At 67.0% G+C, this 22,573-nt stretch carries 22 protein-coding genes; 7 read left to right on the top strand and 15 right to left on the bottom strand.

The genetic code is table 11. The features are described 5' to 3' along the window. Positions 1-46 precede the first annotated feature (46 nt). Positions 47-1,141, bottom strand: coding sequence for a redox-regulated ATPase YchF (ychF, locus tag HWX03_RS29895; RefSeq protein ID WP_175873759.1), 1,095 nt, complete (start codon positions 1,139-1,141; stop codon positions 47-49). A 247-nt stretch (positions 1,142-1,388) separates the two neighbouring features. Here ychF and HWX03_RS29890 point away from each other — a divergent pair, with 247 nt between their 5' ends. From HWX03_RS29890 to HWX03_RS29875, 4 genes are all read left to right on the top strand, one after another. Continuing rightward, positions 1,389-2,567 (top strand): UbiH/UbiF family hydroxylase, encoded by a 1,179-nt coding sequence (locus tag HWX03_RS29890; protein WP_174433942.1) that lies wholly within the window; start codon positions 1,389-1,391, stop codon positions 2,565-2,567. 90 nt (positions 2,568-2,657) lie between these two features. Then, positions 2,658-3,386, top strand: coding sequence for a DsbC family protein (locus HWX03_RS29885; RefSeq protein WP_175824028.1), 729 nt, complete (start codon positions 2,658-2,660; stop codon positions 3,384-3,386). Between the two features lie 105 nt (positions 3,387-3,491). Further along, positions 3,492-5,291 (top strand): PDZ domain-containing protein, encoded by a 1,800-nt coding sequence (locus HWX03_RS29880; protein WP_175873758.1) that lies wholly within the window; start codon positions 3,492-3,494, stop codon positions 5,289-5,291. A gap of 147 nt (positions 5,292-5,438) precedes the next feature. Beyond that, positions 5,439-6,035 carry an NAD(P)H-dependent oxidoreductase gene (locus HWX03_RS29875; protein WP_027783430.1) on the top strand — a complete coding sequence of 199 codons (597 nt, stop codon included), beginning with the start codon at positions 5,439-5,441 and terminating at the stop codon, positions 6,033-6,035. A gap of 116 nt (positions 6,036-6,151) precedes the next feature. On the opposite strand, the gene HWX03_RS29870 is transcribed toward HWX03_RS29875, so the two are convergent. The 8 genes from HWX03_RS29870 to rpe form a co-directional block, all read right to left on the bottom strand. Beyond that, a complete protein-coding gene (locus HWX03_RS29870; RefSeq protein ID WP_175873757.1) occupies positions 6,152-7,051 on the bottom strand; it encodes a uracil-DNA glycosylase in 900 nt (299 codons plus the stop codon). A 13-nt stretch (positions 7,052-7,064) separates the two neighbouring features. Then, positions 7,065-7,691, bottom strand: a complete 627-nt coding sequence (locus HWX03_RS29865) for a CYTH domain-containing protein (RefSeq protein WP_175824032.1) — start codon at positions 7,689-7,691, stop codon at positions 7,065-7,067. Continuing rightward, complete coding sequence (gene trpC / locus HWX03_RS29860) at positions 7,691-8,476, bottom strand: indole-3-glycerol phosphate synthase TrpC (RefSeq protein ID WP_174434749.1); 786 nt, start codon at positions 8,474-8,476, stop codon at positions 7,691-7,693. The genes HWX03_RS29865 and trpC overlap by 1 nt, the downstream gene beginning before the upstream one ends. A gap of 28 nt (positions 8,477-8,504) precedes the next feature. Beyond that, a complete protein-coding gene (trpD, locus tag HWX03_RS29855) occupies positions 8,505-9,536 on the bottom strand; it encodes an anthranilate phosphoribosyltransferase (RefSeq protein ID WP_050013172.1) in 1,032 nt (343 codons plus the stop codon). A gap of 13 nt (positions 9,537-9,549) precedes the next feature. After that, a complete protein-coding gene (locus HWX03_RS29850) occupies positions 9,550-10,149 on the bottom strand; it encodes an aminodeoxychorismate/anthranilate synthase component II (protein ID WP_175873756.1) in 600 nt (199 codons plus the stop codon). Between the two features lie 13 nt (positions 10,150-10,162). Then, a complete protein-coding gene (gene trpE / locus HWX03_RS29845) occupies positions 10,163-11,656 on the bottom strand; it encodes an anthranilate synthase component I (protein ID WP_050013049.1) in 1,494 nt (497 codons plus the stop codon). A 357-nt stretch (positions 11,657-12,013) separates the two neighbouring features. Continuing rightward, the gene (locus HWX03_RS29840) at positions 12,014-12,778 is read right to left on the bottom strand and encodes a phosphoglycolate phosphatase (protein ID WP_175873755.1); all 765 of its coding nucleotides are present in this window, start codon (positions 12,776-12,778) and stop codon (positions 12,014-12,016) included. A gap of 4 nt (positions 12,779-12,782) precedes the next feature. Then, positions 12,783-13,469, bottom strand: coding sequence for a ribulose-phosphate 3-epimerase (rpe, locus tag HWX03_RS29835; protein ID WP_175873754.1), 687 nt, complete (start codon positions 13,467-13,469; stop codon positions 12,783-12,785). 176 nt (positions 13,470-13,645) lie between these two features. On the opposite strand from rpe, the gene apaG reads away from it, so the two are divergent. Further along, positions 13,646-14,020, top strand: a complete 375-nt coding sequence (gene apaG / locus HWX03_RS29830; protein ID WP_006477037.1) for a Co2+/Mg2+ efflux protein ApaG — start codon at positions 13,646-13,648, stop codon at positions 14,018-14,020. A 14-nt stretch (positions 14,021-14,034) separates the two neighbouring features. Here apaG and HWX03_RS37095 read toward each other — a convergent pair whose 3' ends face one another. Next, the gene (locus HWX03_RS37095) at positions 14,035-14,178 is read right to left on the bottom strand and encodes a hypothetical protein (protein WP_006482075.1); all 144 of its coding nucleotides are present in this window, start codon (positions 14,176-14,178) and stop codon (positions 14,035-14,037) included. A 28-nt stretch (positions 14,179-14,206) separates the two neighbouring features. Between HWX03_RS37095 and HWX03_RS29825 the strand changes: the two genes are divergently transcribed. Beyond that, the gene (locus HWX03_RS29825) at positions 14,207-15,331 is read left to right on the top strand and encodes an MltA domain-containing protein (protein ID WP_244132819.1); all 1,125 of its coding nucleotides are present in this window, start codon (positions 14,207-14,209) and stop codon (positions 15,329-15,331) included. Positions 15,332-15,615: 284 nt separating this feature from the next. On the opposite strand, the gene paaK is transcribed toward HWX03_RS29825, so the two are convergent. The 5 genes from paaK to paaN form a co-directional block, all read right to left on the bottom strand. After that, entirely contained in the window at positions 15,616-16,914 is a 1,299-nt protein-coding gene (gene paaK / locus HWX03_RS29820; RefSeq protein ID WP_175824037.1) for a phenylacetate--CoA ligase PaaK, read from the bottom strand. 38 nt (positions 16,915-16,952) lie between these two features. Continuing rightward, positions 16,953-17,405, bottom strand: a complete 453-nt coding sequence (paaI, locus tag HWX03_RS29815) for a hydroxyphenylacetyl-CoA thioesterase PaaI (RefSeq protein WP_175873752.1) — start codon at positions 17,403-17,405, stop codon at positions 16,953-16,955. 1 nt (position 17,406) lies between these two features. Then, positions 17,407-18,198 (bottom strand): 2-(1,2-epoxy-1,2-dihydrophenyl)acetyl-CoA isomerase PaaG, encoded by a 792-nt coding sequence (paaG, locus tag HWX03_RS29810; RefSeq protein ID WP_175873751.1) that lies wholly within the window; start codon positions 18,196-18,198, stop codon positions 17,407-17,409. A gap of 45 nt (positions 18,199-18,243) precedes the next feature. Continuing rightward, the gene (gene pcaF / locus HWX03_RS29805; RefSeq protein WP_175873750.1) at positions 18,244-19,446 is read right to left on the bottom strand and encodes a 3-oxoadipyl-CoA thiolase; all 1,203 of its coding nucleotides are present in this window, start codon (positions 19,444-19,446) and stop codon (positions 18,244-18,246) included. A gap of 87 nt (positions 19,447-19,533) precedes the next feature. After that, on the bottom strand, positions 19,534-21,240 hold the full coding sequence (paaN, locus tag HWX03_RS29800; RefSeq protein ID WP_175873749.1) for a phenylacetic acid degradation protein PaaN: 1,707 nt from the start codon (positions 21,238-21,240) through the stop codon (positions 19,534-19,536). A 129-nt stretch (positions 21,241-21,369) separates the two neighbouring features. On the opposite strand from paaN, the gene HWX03_RS29795 reads away from it, so the two are divergent. Beyond that, positions 21,370-22,146 carry an enoyl-CoA hydratase gene (locus tag HWX03_RS29795; protein ID WP_027783444.1) on the top strand — a complete coding sequence of 259 codons (777 nt, stop codon included), beginning with the start codon at positions 21,370-21,372 and terminating at the stop codon, positions 22,144-22,146. The last annotated feature ends 427 nt before the right edge of the window (positions 22,147-22,573 follow it).

The raw sequence follows: 22,573 nt of genomic DNA, 5'->3' as shown, positions 1-22,573 counted from the left end.
AGCCCGCATTCAGCGGGCTTTTTTACGGTCGGTGCGGCAGCAACGCTCAAACGTTGAACAGGAAGTTCATCACATCCCCGTCGTGCACGACATATTCCTTCCCTTCCGCGCGCATCTTGCCGGCTTCCTTCGCGCCTTGCTCGCCCTTGTACGCGACGAAGTCGTCGAACGCGATCGTCTGCGCGCGGATGAAGCCGCGCTCGAAGTCGGTGTGGATCACGCCGGCCGCTTGCGGCGCCGTGTCGCCGATGTGAATCGTCCATGCGCGCACTTCCTTCACGCCCGCGGTGAAGTAGGTCTGCAGGCCCAGCAGCTTGAAGCCCGCGCGGATCACGCGGTCGAGGCCCGGCTCTTCCATGCCCATGTCGGCGAGGAATGCTTCCTTGTCCGCGTCGTCGAGATCGGCGATTTCCGCCTCGATCGCCGCGCATACGGCGACCACCGGCGCGTTTTCGCTTTCCGCGTACTTGCGCACCGCCTCGAGGTGCGGGTTGTCCTCGAAGCCGTCGTCCTTCACGTTGGCGACGTACATCGCCGGCTTCGCGGTGATCAGGCAGAACGGCTTGATCAGCGCTTCCTCGTCGTCCGACAGCGCGAGGCCGCGCACGGCCTTGCCCTGGTCGAGCTGCGCGCGCACCTTTTCGAGCACCGCGACGAGCTTCGCCGCTTCCTTGTCATTGCCCGACTTCGCGGCCTTCGAATAGCGCGTGAGCGCCTTCTCGATGGTGCCGAGGTCGGCGAGCGCGAGTTCGGTATTGATCACTTCGATGTCGTCGATCGGGCTGACCTTGCCGGCGACGTGAATGACGTTGTCGTCCTCGAAGCAGCGCACGACGTGCGTGATCGCGTCGGTTTCGCGGATGTTCGCGAGGAACTGGTTGCCGAGGCCTTCACCCTTGCTCGCGCCCGCGACCAGGCCTGCGATGTCGACGAACTCGACGACGGCCGGCACGACGCGCTCGGGGCTGATGATTTCGGCGAGCGCCTTCAGGCGCGTGTCGGGCACTTCGACGATGCCGACGTTCGGCTCGATCGTGCAGAACGGGTAGTTCTCGGCGGCGATGCCGGCCTTGGTCAGCGCATTGAACAGGGTGGACTTGCCGACGTTGGGCAAGCCGACGATGCCGCATTTGAGACTCATGGAATCCTTCGGACGGGTGAGGCGGCGCGGCCGGACAGGGCACGGCGGCGCGGGAAAAAAGGGCGGCCGGCGCGTGGAGCGCGGCGGGCCGACGGTCAAAGGCGCTATTGTACCGTGCCGACGCCCCGGATTCCGGGCTTGGCGCCGAACGGCCGATGCGGCGGGCCGCCGCGCTGGCGCACCGGCCTGCGATTCTGCTGATTTCCCGCAAAGTCCGGCCGCGTAAGGGTTTGGCCCCGCGGCTATAATGCCCGCCATGACTGCCCACCACACCTTCGACGTCGCCGTGGTCGGCGGCGGGCTCGTCGGCAAGACGGCCGCGCTCGCGCTGACCCAGTCCGGCTACAAGACAGCCCTGCTCGCCCAGCCGGCCACGCCGCGCCCCGCGGATCTCGCGTTCGACACGCGCGTCTATGCGCTGTCGTCCAGTTCGCAGGCGTTGCTCGAACGGCTGCGGGTCTGGCAGGCGCTCGACCACAGCCGGCTCGCGCCGGTGTACGACATGCGCGTGTATGGCGATGCGCATGCCGAACTGCATTTCTCCGCCTATCAGGCGTCCGTGCCGCAGCTCGCATGGATCGCCGAATCGTCGTTGGTCGAAGCGTCGCTCGACGCCGCGCTGCGGTTCCAGCCGAACCTCACGTGGTTCGACGCGCGTGCGCAGGGTTTCGACGTGCGCGCCGACGCAGCCGTGCTCACGCTGTCGTCAGGGCAGGTGCTCGAAGCGGATCTTGTCGTCGGCGCCGACGGCGCGCATTCGTGGGTGCGTTCCCAAATGGGGGCCAGGGTAGAACGGCGCGACTACCGGCAGACCGGCGTCGTCGCGAACTTCAAGGCATCGCTGCCGCACCGCGAGACGGCCTGGCAATGGTTCCACGAAGGCGAGATCGTCGCGCTGCTGCCGCTGCCGGACGGCCACGTGTCGCTCGTGTGGTCCGCGCACACCGCGCATGCGGACGAGCTGCTCGCACTCGATCCGGCGCAGCTCGCGGCCGAGGTCGAGCGCGTGTCGCACGGCCAGGTCGGCACGCTCGAATGCGTGACGCCGGCCGCCGGCTTCCCGCTGGCGCTGCAGACGGTCGACAAGCTGATCGCGCCGCGCGTCGCGCTGGTCGGCGATGCCGCGCACCTGATCCACCCGCTCGCGGGGCAGGGCATGAATCTCGGGCTGCGCGACGTTGCCGCGCTCGCCGACGCGATCGCGGGCAAGGAAAGCTTCCGCAATCTCGGCGATACGGTGCTGCTGCGCCGCTACGAGCGTTCGCGCCGCGAGGACATCCGCGCGCTGATGGTCGCGACCGACGGCCTGCAGCGGCTGTTCGCGGTGCCGGGCTCGCTCGCGAAGGCGGTGCGTAATGCGGGCATGGCGTTCGTCGGCGCGCAGCCGCTGGTGAAGCGCTGGCTCGTGTCGGCCGCGCTCGGCTGAGCGAACCTTCTGCCGCTGCGCCGGTCGGAGACGGTTCCGTTACGGCGTACACTGTGCCGTGCACTCCGATTGAGCTGAAGGAAGATTTCGATGAAAAAAACGATCCGCATCGCATCGTTGGCGCTGGCCGTCACGATGGCGACGCTTGGCTGCACCGCGCAGGCCGACCAGACCACCGACAAGCTGAAGGCCACGCTGCAAGCCCGTCTCGGCAACGACGCGCCGATCAAGAGCGTGTCGAAATCGCCGGTTGCAGGCCTTTACGAAGTGAACCTCGGCTCGCAGATCATCTATAGCGACGCGGCGGGCGACTACGTGCTGCTCGGCGATCTCGTCGACACCAAGACGCACAAGAACCTGACCGACGCCCGCCTGTCCGAAATCAACAAGATCGACTTCGCGAGCCTGCCGTTCGCGAATGCGATCAAGGTCGTCAAGGGCAGCGGCGCCCGCAAGATCGCGGTGTTCTCCGATCCGAACTGCCCGTACTGCAAGAAGCTCGAGACGACGCTGCAGTCGATCGACAACGTGACCGTCTACACGTTCCTGTACCCGGTGCTGTCGCCGGATTCGACCGCGAAGTCGAAGGCGATCTGGTGCGCGACCGACCGCGCGAAGACGTGGGAAAGCTGGATGCTCGACCACCGCGCGCCGTCCGGCGCCGGTACCTGCGACACCAGCGCGCTCGACAAGAACCTCGCGCTTGGCCGCGGGATGAACGTCACGGGCACGCCGACGATCTTTTTGCCGGACGGCCGTCGCCTGCCGGGCGCGGTATCGGCCGATCAGCTCAACCAGGCGCTCGCCTCGAGCAAGTAACCGACTGCACGCCGGGCGCATGGCCCGGCCAGCGAGGGGCGCCCGCATGATCTGCCGGCGCCTCTCTTCGTTTTCGCCGCCGTATTCGACCGACCGATTGCCACGATGACCCAGCCGATCCGCTATTCGATTGCCCCGAAAGATCTCGCCGCGCACCTGTTCGAAGTGACGGTGACGGTTGCCGATCCCGATCCCGAAGGCCAGCGTTTCTCGCTGCCGGTGTGGATTCCGGGCAGCTATCTCGTGCGCGAGTTCGCGCGCAACATCGTGACGCTGCGCGCGTTCAACGACGCGGGCCGCAAGGTGCGCATCGCGAAGACCGACAAGCACACGTGGCAGGCCGCGCCCGTGACCGGCGCGCTGACGCTGCGTTACGACGTCTATGCATGGGACCTGTCGGTGCGCTCCGCGTATCTCGACGATTCGGGCGGCTTCTTCAACGCGACGGCCGTGTTCCTGAGCGTCGCCGGTCGCGAAGGCGCGCCGTGTGAAGTCGACATCGCCAAACCGGCCGGCGCGGCGTTCCGCACGTGGCGTGTCGGCACCGCGCTGCCCGAAGCAGGCGGGACGAAGCGCTACGGTTTCGGCACGTATCGCGCGGCGAATTACGACGAGCTGTCCGACCATCCGGTGACGATCGGCGAATTCGCGCTCGCGACGTTCGACGCGCACGGCGTGCCGCACGACATCGTGATCGCCGGGCGCGTGGCGCAGCTCGACCTGGAGCGGCTGCGTACCGATCTGAAGCGCGTGTGCGAAGCACAGATCGCGCTGTTCGAGCCGAAGTCGAAGAAGGCGCCGATGGACCGCTACGTGTTCATGACGCTCGCGGTCAGCGACGGCTACGGCGGCCTCGAGCATCGCGCGTCGACCGCGCTGATCTGCAACCGTACCGACCTGCCGGTGAAGGGGCGGCCGGAAACGACGGAAGGCTATCGCACGTATCTCGGCCTCTGCAGCCACGAGTATTTCCACACGTGGAACGTGAAGCGCATCAAGCCGGCGGCATTCGTGCCGTACGACCTCACGCGCGAGAACTACACGTCGCTGCTGTGGCTGTTCGAGGGCTTCACGTCGTATTACGACGACCTGATGCTGGTCCGCAGCGGGCTGATGTCGCAGGACGAATATCTCGCGGCGCTCGGCCGCACGGTCGGCGGCGTGCTGCGCGGCACGGGCCGGCTCAAGCAGAGCGTCGCGGAAAGCTCGTTCGACGCGTGGATCAAGTACTACCGCCAGGACGAGAACGCGACCAACGCGATCGTCAGCTATTACACGAAGGGCTCGCTCGTGGCGCTCGCGTTCGATCTCGCGATCCGCGCGCAGACGCGCAACCGAAAGTCGCTCGACGACGTGATGCGCCTGCTGTGGCAACGCTACGGTCGCGACTTCTATCGCGGCAAGCAGGCGGGTGTGGAAGAAAACGAAGTCGAGACGCTGATCGAAGAGGCGACGGGCGTCGCGCTCGGCCGCCTGTTCGCCGATGCCGTGCACGGCACGCGCGACCTGCCGCTCGGCGACCTGCTCGCGCCGTTCGGCGTGACGCTGGCCCCCGACCTCGCGCTCGGCGCGGCCGCGAAGCCGACGATCGGCGCGCGCTTGCGCGGCGGCGCGGACTGCACGTTGGCGGCGGTCTACGAAGGCGGCGCCGCGCATCGCGCGGGGTTGTCGGCCGGCGACACGCTGATCGCGGTGGACGGGTTGCGCGTGACGGGCACGAACCTCGACGCGCTGCTCGCACGCTACCGGCCGGGCGACAAGGTCGAGGTTCACGCATTCCGCCGCGACGAGCTGCGCGCCGCGAAACTGAAGCTCGACGGCCCGGAAGTTACCCGCTACCGGCTGACGGCGGCCGCGAAGCCGGCTGCGGCCACGAAGGCCCGCGAAGCCTGGCTGAAGGGGTGAACGGACGCAAGCGGGTATCGGGGCGCGATCGGGGATTGTTCTGCTGCTGCAACAATCCGTCGCCCTGAACCCGCTTTTTCGCGGTCATGCGGCCACGCACAATGGCGTCACTCGCGCTACCGAAGCGCAACCCTACCGGAGCCTGACATGACGACCATTCTGCAAATCAATTCCGCCGCGCGTTCGCAAGGTGCGCAATCCACGCTGCTGGCCAACGAACTGACGGCAAAGCTGCAACAATCGAACCCCGGCGCGAACGTCGTGGTCCGCGACCTGCTGGCCGATGCGCTGCCGCACCTCGACGAATCGGTGCTCGGCGCGTTCTTCACGCCGGCCGACAAGCGCACCGCGGAACAGAATGCGATCGTCGCGAAGAGCGATGCGCTGATCGCCGAGCTGCAGGCTGCCGACATCATCGTGATCGGCGCCCCGATGTACAACTTCGGCATCTCGTCGCAACTGAAGACGTACTTCGACTGGATCGCCCGCGCAGGCGTCACGTTCCGCTACACCGAGAACGGTCCGGAAGGCCTGATCAAGGGCAAGAAGGTTCACGTGGTGACGGCGCGCGGCGGCAAGTATGCCGGTACGCCGAACGACAGCCAGACGCCGTACCTGCGCACGTTCCTCGGCTTCGTCGGCATGACCGACGTGAGCTTCATCTTCGCGGAAGGCCTGAACCTCGGCCCGGATGCGCAGAGCGCCGCGCTGGCCAGCGCACGCGAAGCGATCGCCGCCGCGTAACGCGTCAGGTCGATGCGGGTGCGACGCACCCGCTGCGTCGCCCGATAAAAAAACGCCGCGCCCCGAAAGGGACGCGGCGTTTTTGCATTCGGCCGGCGAACCGGCCGCCGAGGCCGTTACGCGAGCGTTTCGGCCACGTCCGGCAGGCGCCAGTCGATCGGTGCGTGGCCCGCGTCGACCAGATAGTCGTTCGCGAGCGTGAAATGGCGGCAGCCGAGGAAGCCGCGGTGCGCGGACAGCGGCGACGGATGCGGCGCTTCGAGCACGCAATGCGCGTTCGCGTCGAACAGCGCGCGCTTGGCCTGCGCGTGCGCGCCCCACAGCATGAATACGAGCCCCCGATGGCGGCCGGCGAGCTCGCGGATCAGCGTGTCCGTGCATTGCTCCCAGCCGCGCTTCGCGTGGCTCGCGGCCGCGCCGCGCTCGACCGTCAGCACGGTGTTGAGCAACAGCACGCCCTGGCGCGCCCATGTGTCGAGGCAGCCGTGACGCGGTGCGTCGTGACCGAAGTTCGCGGCGATTTCCTTGAAGATGTTGCGCAGCGACGGCGGCGTGCGGACGGCCGGTGGCACCGAGAACGCGAGGCCGTGCGCCTGCGGCGTGCCGCGGTCGTCGCCGTGGTACGGATCCTGGCCGAGGATCACGACCTTCACGTCGTCCGGGCTCGTCAGGCGCAGCGCGCGGAACACGTCGGTCGGGTAGACCGTCTTGCCGGCGGCACGCTCTTCATCGACGAAGCGGCACAGCGGCGCGTACGCGTCGCTGTCGGTGAACGGTTTCAGCACGTCGCGCCAGACGGCCGGCAGCGCGTCGAATTGTGCGGCGAGGTGCGGCACGTCGGCGACAACGGGCAGTGGTGGCGCGGCGGTCGGGGCTGGCGCGGGCGCCGGTGCGGCCGCCTTCTTCGCGGATTTGCGCCGAGCCGCGGACGGAATATCGGCCGGTGCCGTTTCCGGCACGGGATCGTCGAACAGAGACGCCTGTTGCGGCGCGCGGGAAGTCTTGCGGGTTGCCATGCGTGATGCGTGTTTATTGCGCGCGCAGCCGGTAGCCGCGCTGCGCCTTGCTGATGTTTTCGGGAACGAGGCCCGGCAGCGCCTGCTGCAGTTCGGCGGCGAGCGTCGCGAGCGCCGTTTCCGGGCCGTCGATCAGTTCGAGTTCGATTTCGCTGATCGGTTCGCGGCGCGTTTCGTGTTCCGCCTGGACGACGATCTCGCCGAGGTCCACCGCGGCCTCGACGGTTGCGCCGCCGATTGCGATGCGCCACAGGGTACGCGAAAAATCCGTGCGGAACAGCGCATGCAGCGCGCCGGCCGCGTCATTCAGCGCCGCGGCGGCTTCCGGCACGTCGCAGGCCGCGACCAGCGCGTCGATTTCGAGCGCGTCGCCCGCGACCGGCAGCTCCCATTCGTGACGGCGATGCAGGCCGCCTTCCGCGCTGCCGACCGTCTTGAACGTCTGCAGCCAGCCGTCCGGCGTGCGGCGCACGCGCACCGCGCTCTTCGAGCGCGCCAGCGCGAGATCGGGCGTGTCGTAATAGACGTTCGCGAGCGTGATGGCGTGACCGGGTTCGCCGGTCAGCGTCTCGAAGAAGCGGCGCGCGGCATCGGCTTGACCGGCCGGCAGCGCGAGCTTGATTTCCTTTTCGATCGCCATCAGAAGAACATCCGTGCGAGTTCCTCGCCCGGCTGGTCGGCGCGCATGAACGCCTCGCCGACGAGGAACGTGTTCACGTTCGCCGCGCGCATCGTGTCGACGTCGATGCGCGACAGGATGCCCGATTCGGTCACGACGATGCGGTCCGCCGGAATCATGTCGAGCATGTCGAGCGTGGTCTGGATCGACGTCTCGAACGTGCGCAGGTTGCGGTTGTTGATGCCGAGCAGCGGTGTCTTCAGCGTCAGCGCCTGTTCCATCTCGTTGCGGTCGTGCACTTCGACCAGCACCGCGAGGCCGAGCGAATGCGCATAGGCTTCCAGATCCTGCATCAGCGGCGTGTCGAGCGCGGCGGCGATCAGCAGGATCGCGTCGGCGCCCATCGCGCGGGCTTCGACGATCTGGTACGCGTCGACGATGAAGTCCTTGCGCAGCACCGGCAGCGTGCAGGCCGCGCGCGCTTCCTCGAGGTAGCGGACGCCGCCCTGGAAGAACTGCTCGTCGGTCAGCACCGACAGGCACGCGGCGCCGTGCGCCGCATACGAGCGCGCGATGTCGGCCGGCACGAAATGCTCGCGCAGCACGCCTTTCGACGGGCTGGCCTTCTTGATTTCGGCGATCACGGCGGCGTTGCCGGCCGCGTGCTTCGTCCGCAGCGCGCCGACGAAGTCGCGCAGGTCGCGCGCGGAGGCTTCCAGTTTCAGTGCCTCGAGCGGCGTGCTGCGCATGGCCGCCGCGATTTCTTCGCGCTTGACGGCGATGATTCGGTCGAGAATGTCGCTCATATGGGTTCCTGCTTGATTCGTAAGAGGGTCAGCGCTTGAACTGCTGCGTGAAGCGCACGAGCTCGTCGACCTTCGCGCGGGCCTTGCCGCTCGCGATCGCTTCGCGGGCGAGCTGGATGCCGTCCGCGATCGACTCGGCGATATTGGCCGCGTAGAGCGCGGTGCCCGCGTTCAGCGTGACGATCTCGCGCGCGACGCCCGGCTGGTTGTCCAGCGCGCCGAGCAGCATCGTGCGCGATTCGTCGGCATTTTCCACCTTCAGCGTGCGGTTCGACACCATCTGCAGGCCGAAGTCCTCCGGATGGATCTCGTATTCGTGCACCTTGCCGTCGCGCAATTCGCCGACGAGCGTCGCGGCGCCGAGCGACACCTCGTCCATCCCGTCCTTGCCGTACACGACGAGCACGTGCTGCGCGCCGAGGCGCTGCATCACGCGCACCTGGATGCCGACGAGGTCGGCGTGGAACACGCCCATCAGCTGGTTCGGCGCGCCGGCCGGATTGGTCAGCGGGCCGAGGATGTTGAAGATCGTGCGCACGCCGAGCTCGCGGCGCACGGCCGCGATGTTCTTCATCGCCGGGTGATGGTTCGGCGCGAACATGAAGCCCATGCCGGTTTCGGCGATCGAAGCGGCGACCTGGTCCGACTGCAGGTCGATGTTCACGCCGAGCGCCTCGAGCACGTCGGCGCTGCCGGACTTGCTCGACACGCCGCGGTTGCCGTGCTTCGCGACCTTCGCGCCCGCGGCCGCCGTGACGAACATCGACGCGGTCGAGATGTTGAACGTGTGCGAGCCGTCGCCGCCGGTGCCGACGATGTCGACGAAATTCGAGTTGTCCTGCACCTCGACGTGGTTCGCGAATTCGCGCATCACGGTCGCGGCGGCGGCGATCTCGCCGATCGTCTCCTTCTTCACGCGCAGCCCGGTGATGATCGCGGCCGCCATCACGGGCGACAGGTCGCCGCGCATGATCAGCCGCATCAGGTGCAGCATTTCGTCGTGGAAGATTTCGCGGTGCTCGATCGTGCGTTGCAGCGCTTCCTGCGGGGTAATCGTCATCGTGCGTCTCCCGTCAGGCAGCCGGCGCGGCCGCATGGGCCGCGGCGCGGTTCTGTTTCAGGAAATTCTCGAGCAGCGCATGGCCGTGCTCGGACAGGATCGATTCCGGGTGGAACTGCACGCCTTCGATCGGCAGCGTCTTGTGGCGCACGCCCATGATCTCGCCGTCGTCGGTCCACGCGGACACCTCGAGGCAGTCCGGCAGCGATTCGCGCTCGATCGCGAGCGAGTGGTAGCGCGTCACGTCGAAATGCTTCGGCAGGTCGGCGAACACGCCGCGGCAGTCGGTTTCGATCCGGCTCACTTTGCCGTGCATGATGGTCTTCGCGCGCACGACGCGGCCGCCGAACGCTTCGCCGATCGCCTGATGGCCGAGGCAGACGCCGAGGATCGGCTTCTTGCCCGCGAATTCGCGCAGCACGTCGAGCGTGATGCCCGCATGTTGCGGATTGCTCGGGCCCGGCGACAGGCAGAGGGTGTCGGGGTTCAGGCGCGCGATGTCGTCGAGCGTGATTTCGTCGTTGCGGTAGGTGCGCACGTCCTCGCCGAGTTCGCCGAAGTACTGGACCAGGTTGTAGGTAAACGAGTCGTAGTTGTCGATCATGAGCAGCATGGTCAGTCTCCGGTCAGAAGTCGCTATCGAGGCCGTCCTGGACCTGTTCGGCCGCACGCAGCACCGCGCGCGCCTTGTTCTCGGTCTCTTGCCATTCGGATTCGGGCACCGAATCCGCGACGACGCCGGCCGCCGCTTGCACGTACAGGTTGCCGTTGTGGATCAGGCCCGTGCGGATCGCGATCGCGAGATCCATCTCGCCCGAGAACGACAGGTAGCCGACCGCACCGCCGTACAGCCCGCGCTTGACCGGCTCGAGCTCGTCGATCAGTTCCATCGCGCGCACCTTCGGCGCACCGGACAGCGTGCCGGCCGGGAACGTCGCGCGCAGCACGTCGTAGTTCGTCATGCCCGGCTTCAGCTTGCCCTCGACCGAGCTGACGATGTGCTGCACGTGCGAGTACTTCTCGATCACCATCTTGTCGGTCACCTGCACCGAGCCGATTTCCGCGATGCGGCCGACGTCGTTGCGCGCGAGGTCGATCAGCATCACGTGCTCGGCGATTTCCTTCGGATCGTTCAGCAGCTCGGTCGCGAGTTCCGCGTCGCGCTCGGGCGTGTTGCCGCGCGGGCGCGTGCCGGCCAGCGGGCGGATCGTGACGATCTGGTCGTCGCCGCGCTTTTCCTGGCGCACCAGGATTTCCGGCGATGCGCCGACCACGTGGAAATCGCCGAAATTGTAGTAATACATGTACGGCGACGGATTCAGCGAACGCAGCGCGCGATACAGCGACAGCGGATTGTCGCGGTACGGCTTCGTCAGCCGCTGGCCGACCTGGATCTGCATCAGCTCGCCGGCCGCGATGTATTCCTTCGCCTGGCGCACGGCGGCCAGATAGTCGTCCTTCTTGAATTCGCGGAACGTCTCGGTGCGCACGCTCGCCGATGTCACGGGCGGCTGCACGGTCGTGCGCAGGCGCTGCTTCAGTTCGCGCAGGCGATGTTTCGCCTTCGCATACGCTTCGGGCTGGCCCGGGTCCGCATAGATGATCAGGTAGAGCTTGCCGGCGAGGTTGTCGATCACCGCGACTTCCTCGGTCAGCAGCAACTGGATGTCGGGCAGCCCGAGATCGTCGCGCGGCGCGGTGTTCGCGAGCTTCTTCTCGATGTAGCGCACCGCGTCGTAGCCGAAGTAGCCGGCGAGGCCGCCGCAGAAACGCGGCAGGCCCGGGCGCTGCGCGACCTTGAAGCGCGCCTGGAACGATTCGATGAACTGGAACGGATCGCCGTCGTGCGTCTCGACGACCTGGCCGTCGCGCACCACTTCCGACACGCCGTTGCGGGTGCGGACGAGCGTGCGGGCGGGCAGGCCGATGAACGAGTAGCGGCCGAAGCGTTCGCCGCCGACCACCGATTCGAGCAGGAACGAGTTGGCGCCCGCGCGTTCGGGCTGGGCCAGCTTCAGATAGAGGGACAGCGGCGTTTCGAGATCGGCGAGCGCTTCCGCGATCAGCGGGATGCGGTTGTAGCCTTCGTTCGCGAGCGATTGGAATTCGAGTTCGGTCATGTTCCGGTCCTGTTCGGGACGAGCGGCGCGGGCGCCAGGGATCATTTGACGCTGCGCGGGTGGCCGTCGGCGAAAGGGCGGTCGATCGAGAAGTGCCTGTTGCCGGCCGGCACTCCGGGCGTGAACGTCGCGAGCCTGCGGCCGACCCTGAACGCAAGCGTTCGGACACGGTGGAACTCGAGGTGGTGCGACGATCGGCGCGCGGATGCGCAGCGAGATAAAAAACGGCGCTGAAGACGTGCTTCAGCGTACCTCATCGAAGAGGTTAGCGCGACCAGCGACGCCAGGGCCAGGCTCCCCGGTCGATGCTGCTCAGACTCCGTTTTTTATTCAGAAACATGCGGATGGAAGAAATAATCAGAGGGTTAGCCGGCCGGCGTTGTGCGCGGTGATCGCGCGGGCTGCGACCAGCAACGAATCGACTATACCATCCGAATTTATCGTTTGTATAGCTTTGCTATGGTTGTAGCCGTACGGCACCGTCAGCGTCGCCATCCCGGCCGCGCGGCCTGCCAGCGCGTCGTTTTCCGAGTCGCCGATTGCGACCGCGGCGTCCGGCGCGACGCCGAGCGCGTCGCAGGCCGCGAGCATCGGCAGCGGATCGGGCTTCTTGCGCGCGACGCTGTCGCCGCCCAGCACGATGCCGAAGCAGCCGGCCAGCCCGTATTGTTCGAGCAGCTCGACCGCGAAGCGGTGCGGCTTGTTCGTCACGCACGCGAGCCGGATGCCGGCCGCGCGCAGTGCGTCGAGCCCGGCTGCCACGTCCGGATAGAGGCGCGTATGGCGCCCGTTGATCTTCGCGTATTCGGTCTGGTAGATCGCCAGTGCGTCGTCGAAGCGCGCGTGCGCTTCGTCGGCCGGGAAGCGCGGTTTCAGTACGCTCTGGATCAGGTGTTCGGAGCCCTTGCCGACGTAGCCGATCACTTCGTCGCGCGACGTGGCCGGCGCGCCGAGCTGCGCGAGCATCCCGTTCAGGCCGGCCGTGAAATCGTCGGCCGTGTCGACCATCGTGCCGTCGAGGTCGATCAGCGCGGCATCGATGCGCGGCGCGGCAAAGCGGATCGCGGCCGCGTCCGTGGCGGCCCCGGCCGGCGCGTGGCCGGCGAACGACGAGTCGGCCACGGCGTCAGCTCCGCTCGACGGTGGCGAGCGCCGCGCGCATCTCGTCGATCACCTTGCGGTAGTCGGGCTTGCCGAAGATCGCCGAACCGGCGACGAACGTATCGGCGCCGGCCGCCGCGATTTCCGCGATGTTGTCGGCCTTCACGCCGCCGTCGACTTCGAGCAGGATCTCGCGGCCGGTGCGTTCGACGTACGCGTCGATGCGGGCGCGCGCCTCGCGCAGCTTGTTCAGCGTTTCCGGAATGAACGACTGGCCGCCGAAGCCGGGGTTCACCGACATCAGCAGCACCAAGTCGAGGCGATCCATCACGTGGTCGAGGTAGTTCAGCGGCGTGGCCGGATTGAACACGAGGCCGGCCTTGCAGCCGTGATCGCGGATCAGCGACAGCGTGCGGTCGATGTGGTCCGAGCCTTCCGGGTGGAAGCTGATCAGGTTCGCGCCGGCCTTCGCGAAATCGGGCACGATCCGGTCGACCGGGCGCACCATCAGGTGCACGTCGATCGGCACCTGCACGTGCGGGCGGATCGCCTCGCAGACGAGCGGGCCGATCGTGAGGTTCGGCACATAATGGTTGTCCATCACGTCGAAGTGAATCCAGTCGGCGCCGGCGGCGACCACGTTGCGGACTTCTTCGCCGAGCCGTGCAAAGTCGGCCGACAGGATGCTGGGAGCGATGCGGAATTGAGTCATGACAGGGGAGCGGGGGACGTTGCGGCGCAAAACCGTCATTCTACCGTCCGGCGACCCGGTGCGCGGCGGCAGGCCGTGCGGTTGCGGCCCGATTGCGCATAGAATGCCGAACCAATGCGGCGCGCCCGCGGCCCGGCCGCGCGAGTCGGCGCGCAGTTACCTACAGCGGACACACCATGAGTCAGTATCAGTTCACCGTTTCGGTGAAAACCAGCTACTTGCCGGAACAATCCGACCCCGATCACCGTCAATACGCATTCGCGTACACGCTGACCATTCGCAACACGGGACAGGTCGCGGCGCAGCTGATCGCGCGTCACTGGATCATCACGGACAGCGAGAGCCACGTGCAGGAAGTGAAGGGGCTCGGCGTCGTCGGGCACCAGCCGCTGCTGCAGCCGGGCGAGCATTTCGAATACACGAGCTGGGCCGTGATCGCGACGCCGGTCGGCACGATGCGCGGTGCGTACTTCTGCGTGGCGGAGGACGGAGAGCGTTTCGAGGCGCCGGTCGACGAGTTCGCCCTGCACATGCCGCGCACGCTGCATTGAGCGTGCGGCGCGCGTCAGCGCGGCTGGCGGTCGTTGTGGCGGGCCTGCTTCTTTCTGCCCGACGACGTCCACACGACGATGAAGATCAGCAGGGCAAGCGCGACGAAGGCTTCGAGCGCGAAGATGAGCATCGGATATTGGTCGAGAAAATCTGACATGGCGGTTTCCATCAAGAACGGACATTGTATGTGGTTTGGGCCCCGGCTGGCCGGGTGGATGGCCGCAGCCGCGGCGGCGGCGCTGCTCGCTGCGTGCGGCGGTGCGCCGACGCGAACCTCCGCGCTGAAGCCGCCGACCGGTGCGGCGGTCGTGCCGGGGCAGGTCGCCGCGAAGCGGCTCACGCCGGTCGCGTGGCAGCAGGTGCCGGGTTGGCAGGACGATTCGCTGATCGGCGCGACGGCCGCGCTGCGGCAGAACTGCGCGCGGCTCGCGCGCCAGCCGGCCTGGGCGCGCGCTTGCGCGGCCGCCGACCGGCTGGACGAGCTCGACGTCAGCAGCGCACGCGCCTTCTTCGAAACGTATTTCACGCCGTTCCAGCTCGCGAACACCGACGGTACGCTCGACGGGCTCGTGACCGGCTATTACGAGCCGCTGCTGCACGGTTCGCGCGCGCGCCGCGGCCCGTATCAGTACGCGCTCTATCGCTGGCCGGCCGGCTATCGCGCGGGTGCCGCGCTGCCGGCGCGCGCGCAGCTCGAGCGCGCCGGCATCCTGAACGGCAACGAGCTCGTGTGGGTCGACGATCCGATCGAGGCATTCTTCCTGCAGGTGCAGGGCTCGGGTCGCGTGCTGCTCGACGACGGCTCGGTGATGCGGGTCGGCTTCGGCGGCACCAACAACCAGCCGTACCGTTCGATCGGCAAGTGGCTGCTCGATCGCGGCGAGCTGACGCCCGCGCAGGCGACGATGCAGGGCATCAAGGCGTGGGCGAAGGCGAACCCGACGCGCGTCGACGCGCTGCTCGACACGAACCCGCGCTTCGTGTTCTTCCGCGACATGCCGACCAAGGAAGATGCGCCGCATGGCGGCGCGGACGGTCCGATCGGCGCGCTCGGCGTGCCGCTGACGCCGGAGCGCTCGATCGCGGTCGATCCGTCATCGATCCCGCTCGGCACGCCGGTGTTCCTGCAGACCACGCGTCCGCTGACGAATACGCCGATGAACCGGCTCGTGTTCGCGCAGGATACGGGCTCGGCGATCAAGGGCGGCGTACGGGCAGACTATTTCTGGGGACTCGGCGACGACGCCGGCGACCAGGCCGGCCGGATGAAGCAGGTCGGCCGGATGTGGCTGCTGTTCCCGAATTCGTGATTGGGGGCGGCGCGGGCTGGCCGGATGGCGGCCAGCGCATGAGACGCGGGATTCGTGGTGTGTCTCGTGTGCGGGGCGCGTGCCGGTTTGATCGCCGGGGTGCCCATGCGATTTAGGTTTGCGTAATGCTGCGCGCGTCGCGTCGAACGATGCGCCCGAACAAGACAGCCCGATCGGCGTTGGCCGACCGGGCTGTTTCATTTACGGGCACGGATTCGCCGCTGCGCGGCGTGCGCCTGGCGAGTACGCGAAGTCCGCGCCCATCGCTTGCGCGGCGAGTAACCTCAGCCCTTGCGCTTGTCGACGACGCGGCGCGCCTTGCCGACCGAGCGCTCGATGCCGTTCACGGGCAGCACGTTGATCACGGCCGTCACACCGATCAGCGACTTGATGTCGTACGCGAGCGCCTGTTTTGCCGCCTGGATCGCCGCGGTATCGGGCGCGGTCTCCGGGCACGGCTCGACGTTGAGCGTCAGCACGTCGAGCGGGCCTTCCTTCGTCAGCACGATCTGATAGTGCGGCGCGAGCGCGCGCTGCTTGAGCAACTGTTCCTCGATTTGCGTCGGGAACACGTTAACGCCCCGCACGATCATCATGTCGTCCGACCGGCCGGTGATCTTTTCCATCCGGCGCATCGTTCGGGCGGTGCCCGGCAGCAGGCGCGTGAGGTCGCGGGTGCGGTAGCGGATGATCGGCAGCGCTTCCTTCGTCAGCGACGTGAACACGAGCTCGCCGAGTTCGCCGTCCGGCAGCACTTCGCCGGTTTCGGGATCGATGATTTCCGGATAGAAGTGGTCTTCCCAGATGGTCGGGCCGTCCTTGGTCTCGACGCATTCGGACGCGACGCCCGGGCCCATCACTTCGGATAGCCCATATATGTCGACCGCGTCGATGCCCATCCGCTGTTCGATCGCGACGCGCATGTCGTTGGTCCACGGCTCCGCGCCGAAGATGCCGATGCGCAGCGAACTCTCCGCAGGGGCGAGGCCCTGGCGCTCGATCTCGTCGGCGATCGACAGCATGTAGCTCGGCGTGACCATGATGATGTCGGGCCGGAAATCCTGGATCAGCTGTACCTGCTTTTCGGTCTGGCCGCCGCCGAACGGGATCACGGTCAGCCCTGCGCGTTCGGCGCCGTAGTGCGCGCCGAGCCCGCCCGTAAACAGCCCGTAGCCGTAGCTGATGTGGACCTTGTCGCCGCGGCGCGCACCGGCGGCGCGGATCGAGCGTGCGACGAGATTCGCCCACGTGTCGATGTCGGCGGCCGTATAGCCGACGACGGTCGGCTTGCCGGTCGTGCCCGACGACGCGTGGATGCGCGAGATCTGGTCCTGCGGCACCGCGAACATCCCGAACGGATAGCTGTCGCGCAGGTCGCCCTTGGTCGTGAACGGAAAGCGCGACAAGTCGGCGAGCGTCTTCAGGTCGTCCGGATGCACGCCCGCTTCGTCGAACTTGCTGCGATAGACGGGCGAGTGGTCATACGCGTGCCGGAGCGACCACTTGAGGCGTTCGAGCTGCAGCGCGGTCAGCTCGTCGCGTGAGGCGGTCTCGATCGGCTCGAGCGGTAGCGGGGTAGTCATGCATGTCTCCAGTGTTTGTTATGGGCGAGCCGTCGACGTCAGCGGTCTTCCGGGATGACCGTGCCCTTGATCTGGGCGGATTTGCCGCGAAACATCGCGACCGTGTCGCCTGTCTGGTTCGTGACGCGGATGTCGTAGATGCCTTGGCGGCCGGCACGCGCCTGTTCGATCGCCTCGGCCGTCAGCACGTCGCTACCGTGCACGGGGCGCAGGAATTCGATCGAGCAGCCGGCTGCGACCGTATTCAGGTTGTACGAGTTGCACGCGAACGCGAACGTCGAATCGGCGAGCGTGAAGATGATCCCGCCGTGACAGGTCTGGTGCCCGTTCAGGAATTCGGGCCGCACGCGCATCTGCAGGCGGGCGTAGCCGGCGCGGACTTCGGCGATTTCCATGCCGAACGCGCGACTGCAGGCATCGGCGCCGTACATGGCCTGCGCGGTGGCGCGGGCGAGCGAATCGGGGTCGAGCGTGGCGGTGGCGTTCGTCATGTCAACGCCCCTCGAAGCGCGGCGCGCGCTTCTCGATGAAGGCCTGCACACCTTCCGCATAGTCGTCCGACTGACCGAGCTTGCGCTGCAGGTCGCGCTCCAGGTCGAGCTGCTGATCGAGCGTGTTCGTGACGCTGTCTCGCATCGACTGCTTGATCGATGCGATGGCGAGCGTCGGCTGCTGCGCGAGCTGGATGGCGAGCTGGCGGGCCGTCGCGACGAGCGCGTCGTCGTCGACCGCACGCCAGATCAGGCCCCACTGTTCGGCCTGTTCGGCGCCGAGCTTGTCGCCGGTCAGCGCGAGCCCCAGCGCGCGCGCCATGCCGACGCGTTGTGGCAGGAACCACGTGCCGCCCGAGTCGGGTACGAGTCCGATCTTGACGAAGGCCTGGATGAAGCTGCTCGAGCGGGCGGCGAACACGAGGTCGCACGCGAGTGCGAGATTCGCGCCGGCACCGGCCGCCGTGCCGTTGACGGCGGCGATCACCGGAATCGGCAGACGCTGCAGGCGGCGGATCAGCGGATTGAAATGCTCGTCGATCAGCGTGCCGAGGTCGGTGGACGCGCCTGGCGTGAAGTCGAGGTCGGCCAGGTCCTGGCCCGCGCAAAAGCCGCGCCCCGCACCCGTCAGAATCAGCGAGCGTGCCCCGGCCGCCTCGACTTCATCGAGCGCCGACTGCAGTTCGCGATGCATCGCCCGCGTGAAGCTGTTCAGCTTGTCGGGGCGGTTGAGCGTGATCGTGGCCACGCGCGCGGCCTGATCGATATCCAGCTGGATCGCCTGATAGGACATGCAGTATCTCCTTCATGACTTCGTTATAGGCGCGCGTCGCGTCGGTTACACGCGTTCGATCGCGAGCGCGATGCCCTGGCCGACGCCGATGCACATCGTACAGAGCGCGAAGCGGCCGCCGGTACGCTCGAGTTGATGGAGCGCCGTGGTGACGAGCCGCGCGCCTGATGCGCCGAGCGGGTGGCCGAGCGCGATCGCACCGCCGTTCGGGTTCACGCGCGGATCGTCGTCGGCGACACCGAGCATGCGCAGCACCGCGAGACCTTGCGACGCGAACGCCTCGTTCAGTTCGATCACGTCGAACTGGTCGATGCGCATGCCGAGCTGGTGCAGCAGTTTCTGCGTCGCCGGCGCGGGACCGATGCCCATCACGCGCGGCTCGACGCCGGCGGTCGCCATGCCGACGACGCGCGCGCGGCGGCGCAGGCCATACTGGTCGGCCGCCTGCGCATTGGCGAGCAGCAGCGCGCAGGCGCCGTCGTTGACGCCCGACGCGTTGCCTGCCGTGACCGAGCCGTCCGGGCGCACGACGCCCTTCAGCTTCGCGAGCGCTTCGAGCGACGTTTCGCGCGGATGCTCGTCGCGCGACACGACCACCGGATCACCCTTCTTCTGCGCAATCGTGACCGCGACGATTTCTTCAGCGAGCGTGCCGTCCTGCTGCGCCCGCGCGGCTTTCTGCTGGCTGCGCAGCGCGAACAGGTCCTGATCCGCGCGGCTGATGTCGTAGTCGACCGCGACGTTCTCGGCCGTCTCCGGCATCGAATCGACGCCATACAGCTGCTTCATCAGCGGATTGATGAAGCGCCAGCCGATCGTCGTGTCGTAGATGTCGGCCTGACGCGCGAACGCGCTCGCGGCCTTGCCCATCACGAACGGCGCGCGCGTCATGCTCTCGACGCCGCCTGCGATCATCAGGCGCGCTTCACCTGCCCTGATCGCGCGCGCGGCCGTGCCGACCGCATCCATTCCGGAGCCGCACAGCCGGTTCAGCGTCGTACCCGGCACGGCAGTGGGCAGGCCCGCCAGCAGCGCCGACATGCGCGCGACGTTGCGGTTGTCCTCGCCGGCCTGGTTCGCGCAACCGTAGATCACGTCGTCGATCGCCGCCCAGTCGACGTCGCGGTTGCGCTCGATCAGCGCCTTGAGCGGCACCGCGCCGAGGTCGTCGGCACGGACATCTTTCAGGGCGCCGCCGTAGCGGCCGATGGGAGTGCGAATCGCGTCGCAGATGTAGGCGTCTGTCATGAGCGTATCGGTGAGTGACGAACCCGCCGGGTGGCGGATTCGTTCATGGTAGAGAACATGGCGGCGTTTGCACGTCGGCCATTCGGGTTATGCCGTCTGGCCAGCTTCCGCAGGTACCGCCTTCGGGGCAACATGGACGCGGCTTTGCACCACGCGGAACCGGTTGGCGACGAATGCCGGGTCGGCCAGCGCGGCGTTGGCTGCCGGGTTCGCGCCCGTGCCGTGGAAGTCGGAGAACGCGGCCGACTGGTTGACGAATACGCCGCCCGTCAGGTTGATCGACAGCGCGACGCCGCCACGCACCGCCGCGTCGTGCGCGGCGTCGACGATTGCGTCGTCGGTGCTGTAGACGGAGAGGGTCAGCGCGCCATGCTCGGCGGCGATTTCACCGGCCAGATCGAGCGACTGCGCGGTCGAGTCGGTTGCGATCACGAACGAGATCGGGCCGAACCACTCCTGCGTGAATTTCTCGCGGTCGGCCACGTCGAGTTGCAGCACGAGCGGCGTGCGCACGCGCGCATCGGGGAAGGCGGGATGCTGGAGGGTCACGCTGTCCGCGAGCACGCGGCCGAGCTTGCGCGCGTCGTCGATGCGCGCGGTCACGCCGTCGTTCTGGATCGCGCCGATCAGTTCGACCGAGCGTGCCGGGTCGCCGGTGAGCTTTTGCACGGCAACCGCGATCGCTTGCGCGACTTCGTCGAAGCTCGCATGGCCGTCGGCCGTCCGGATGCCGTCGCGTGGCACGTAGATGTTCTGCGGTGCCGTGCACATCTGGCCGGAGTACAGTGCCAGCGAGAACGCGATGTTCTTGGCGGCTGCCTTCAGGTCGTCGGTCGAGTCGATCACGATCTGGTTGACGCCGGCTTTCTCGGTGTAGACCTGCGCCTGGTGGGCATGGCGTTCGAGCCACGTGCCGTTCTGCGTGCTGCCGGTGAAGTCGATCAATTTGATCTCGGGGCGCAGCGCGAGATCCTGGACGAGGGCGCCGTCGTTGGGTTCGGTCGCGAGGAGCGTGACGACGTTCGGATCGAACCCGGCTTCGCGCAGCACGTCGCGGGCGATTCGCACCGTGATGGCGAGCGGCAGGATCGCACCCGGGTGCGGTTTGACGATCACGGCATTACCCGTTGCCAGATCGGCGAACAGGCCCGGGTAGCCGTTCCAGGTCGGGAACGTGCAGCAGCCGAGCACGAGGCCCGTGCCGCGCGGCACGATCGTATAGCGCTTGTGCATCGCGAGCGGCGGGTTCTTGCCTTGCGGCTTTTCCCAGTGCGCATCGGCAGGGATGCGGCGCAGCTCGTCCCACGCATAGGCGACCGCCTCGAGGGCGCGGTCCTGCGCGTGCGGGCCGCCGGCCTGGAACGCCATCATGAAGGCTTGCCCCGTGGTGTGCATCACGCTGTAGGCAATTTCGAAGCTTGCACGGTTCAGGCGCGCAAGGATTTCGAGGCTGACGCCGACCCACGCGCTCGGGCCGGCTTCGCGCCACGTGCGTTGCGCGGCGGCTGCGGCAGCGATCAGTGCGTCGGGCGTCGATTTCGGATACCGGATGCCCAGTGCGATGCCGTACGGCGAGCGCTCGGCGCCGACCGTTTCACCGGACGCCGGCTGGTCGAGCACGAAGATCTTGTCGAGGTGCGACTTGAACGCGGCCTCACCGTCCGCGCTTGCGCTTTCCCCGTACACTTTGGGGCTCGGCATTTCGGCGAACGGGCTCCAGTACCCGCGGCTCTCGATGGCGGCGAGTGCGTGTTTCAGCGTGTCTTCGTGCTTCGTGAACAGGGCATGGGTCATGGCGGCGGCCTGATGAACGTTGAGAGGGATTGGATCGATTAATTAACCGACCGGTTGGTCGGAGAATGGTAGCATCAAAGTATTCGCATGTGCGAGGCGTTTCTCATTTCATTGATCGAGGAGAAATAGATGGCTTACGAGAACATCCTGGTGGAGACCCGGGGGCGTGTCGGTCTGGTGACGCTGAACCGTCCGAAGGCGCTGAATGCGCTGAACGATGCGCTGATGGACGAGCTGGGCGCTGCGCTGAAGGCGTTCGATGCGGACGACGATATTGGCGCGATCGTCGTGACCGGGAGCGAGAAGGCGTTCGCGGCCGGCGCGGACATCGGCATGATGGCGACCTACTCCTATATGGATGCCTATCGGGGCGACTACATCACGCGTAACTGGGAGACGGTCCGCGAGATCCGCAAACCGATCATTGCTGCGGTTTCGGGCTTTGCGCTGGGCGGTGGCTGCGAACTTGCGATGATGTGCGACATCATCTTCGCGGCGGACACGGCCAAGTTCGGCCAGCCGGAAATCAAGCTGGGCGTCATGCCGGGTGCGGGCGGCACGCAGCGTTTGCCGCGCGCGGTATCGAAGGCGAAGGCAATGGACATGTGCCTGACCGCGCGCTTCATGGACGCCGCCGAGGCCGAGCGTGCCGGCCTCGTATCGCGCGTGCTGCCGGCCGACAAGCTGCTCGACGAGGCGATTGCCGCCGCGACGACGATCGCCGAGTTTTCGCTGCCGGCGGTCATGATGGTCAAGGAGTCGGTGAACCGCGCGTACGAGACGACGCTGGCTGAAGGCGTCCACTTCGAGCGCCGGTTGTTCCATTCGCTGTTCGCAACCGAAGACCAGAAGGAAGGGATGGCGGCATTCGTCGAGAAGCGGAAGCCTGTGTTCAAGCACCGCTGATCGGTCGGTGCCGCGGTCGGTATCCGGTGACTGATCTGTATCGGTCATCGGGGCGATTGCTTCGCCCGGTTCTTCAAAAGCCACCGTGCGCGGCAGCGCACGGTGGCTTTTTCAAACTTTCTTCATAAAGGGCTTGCGCGGACGGGGGCGGGTGCTTAGAATCACGCCTCTTTCGCGCTAACGGAAACGCGGCGCGGGGGAAGGGAAGCGGTGCTGTTGGGGTTCGGTGGTAGCGAGCCTTGGCGGTACGGAAGTTGAGCCCCGCAGTCGCAACGATGTAGTGTAAAAAGTTGTTGACGATCTGCGAAACACGGTTCATAATTTCGCTTCTCTGCTGCTGAAAACGCAGCGCTGCTGAGAAACTTCAGGTTCCTCGCAGAAATGCTCTTTAAAAATTAACAGCCGATAAGTGTGGGCGCTTGATGGA

Origin of the sequence: Burkholderia sp. BCC0397 (assembly GCF_902832865.1) — a bacterium.
GTDB lineage: Bacteria > Pseudomonadota > Gammaproteobacteria > Burkholderiales > Burkholderiaceae > Burkholderia.
The sequence above is the reverse complement of the archived record's forward strand: the minus strand, read 5'-3'. Positions and strand labels throughout refer to the sequence as shown.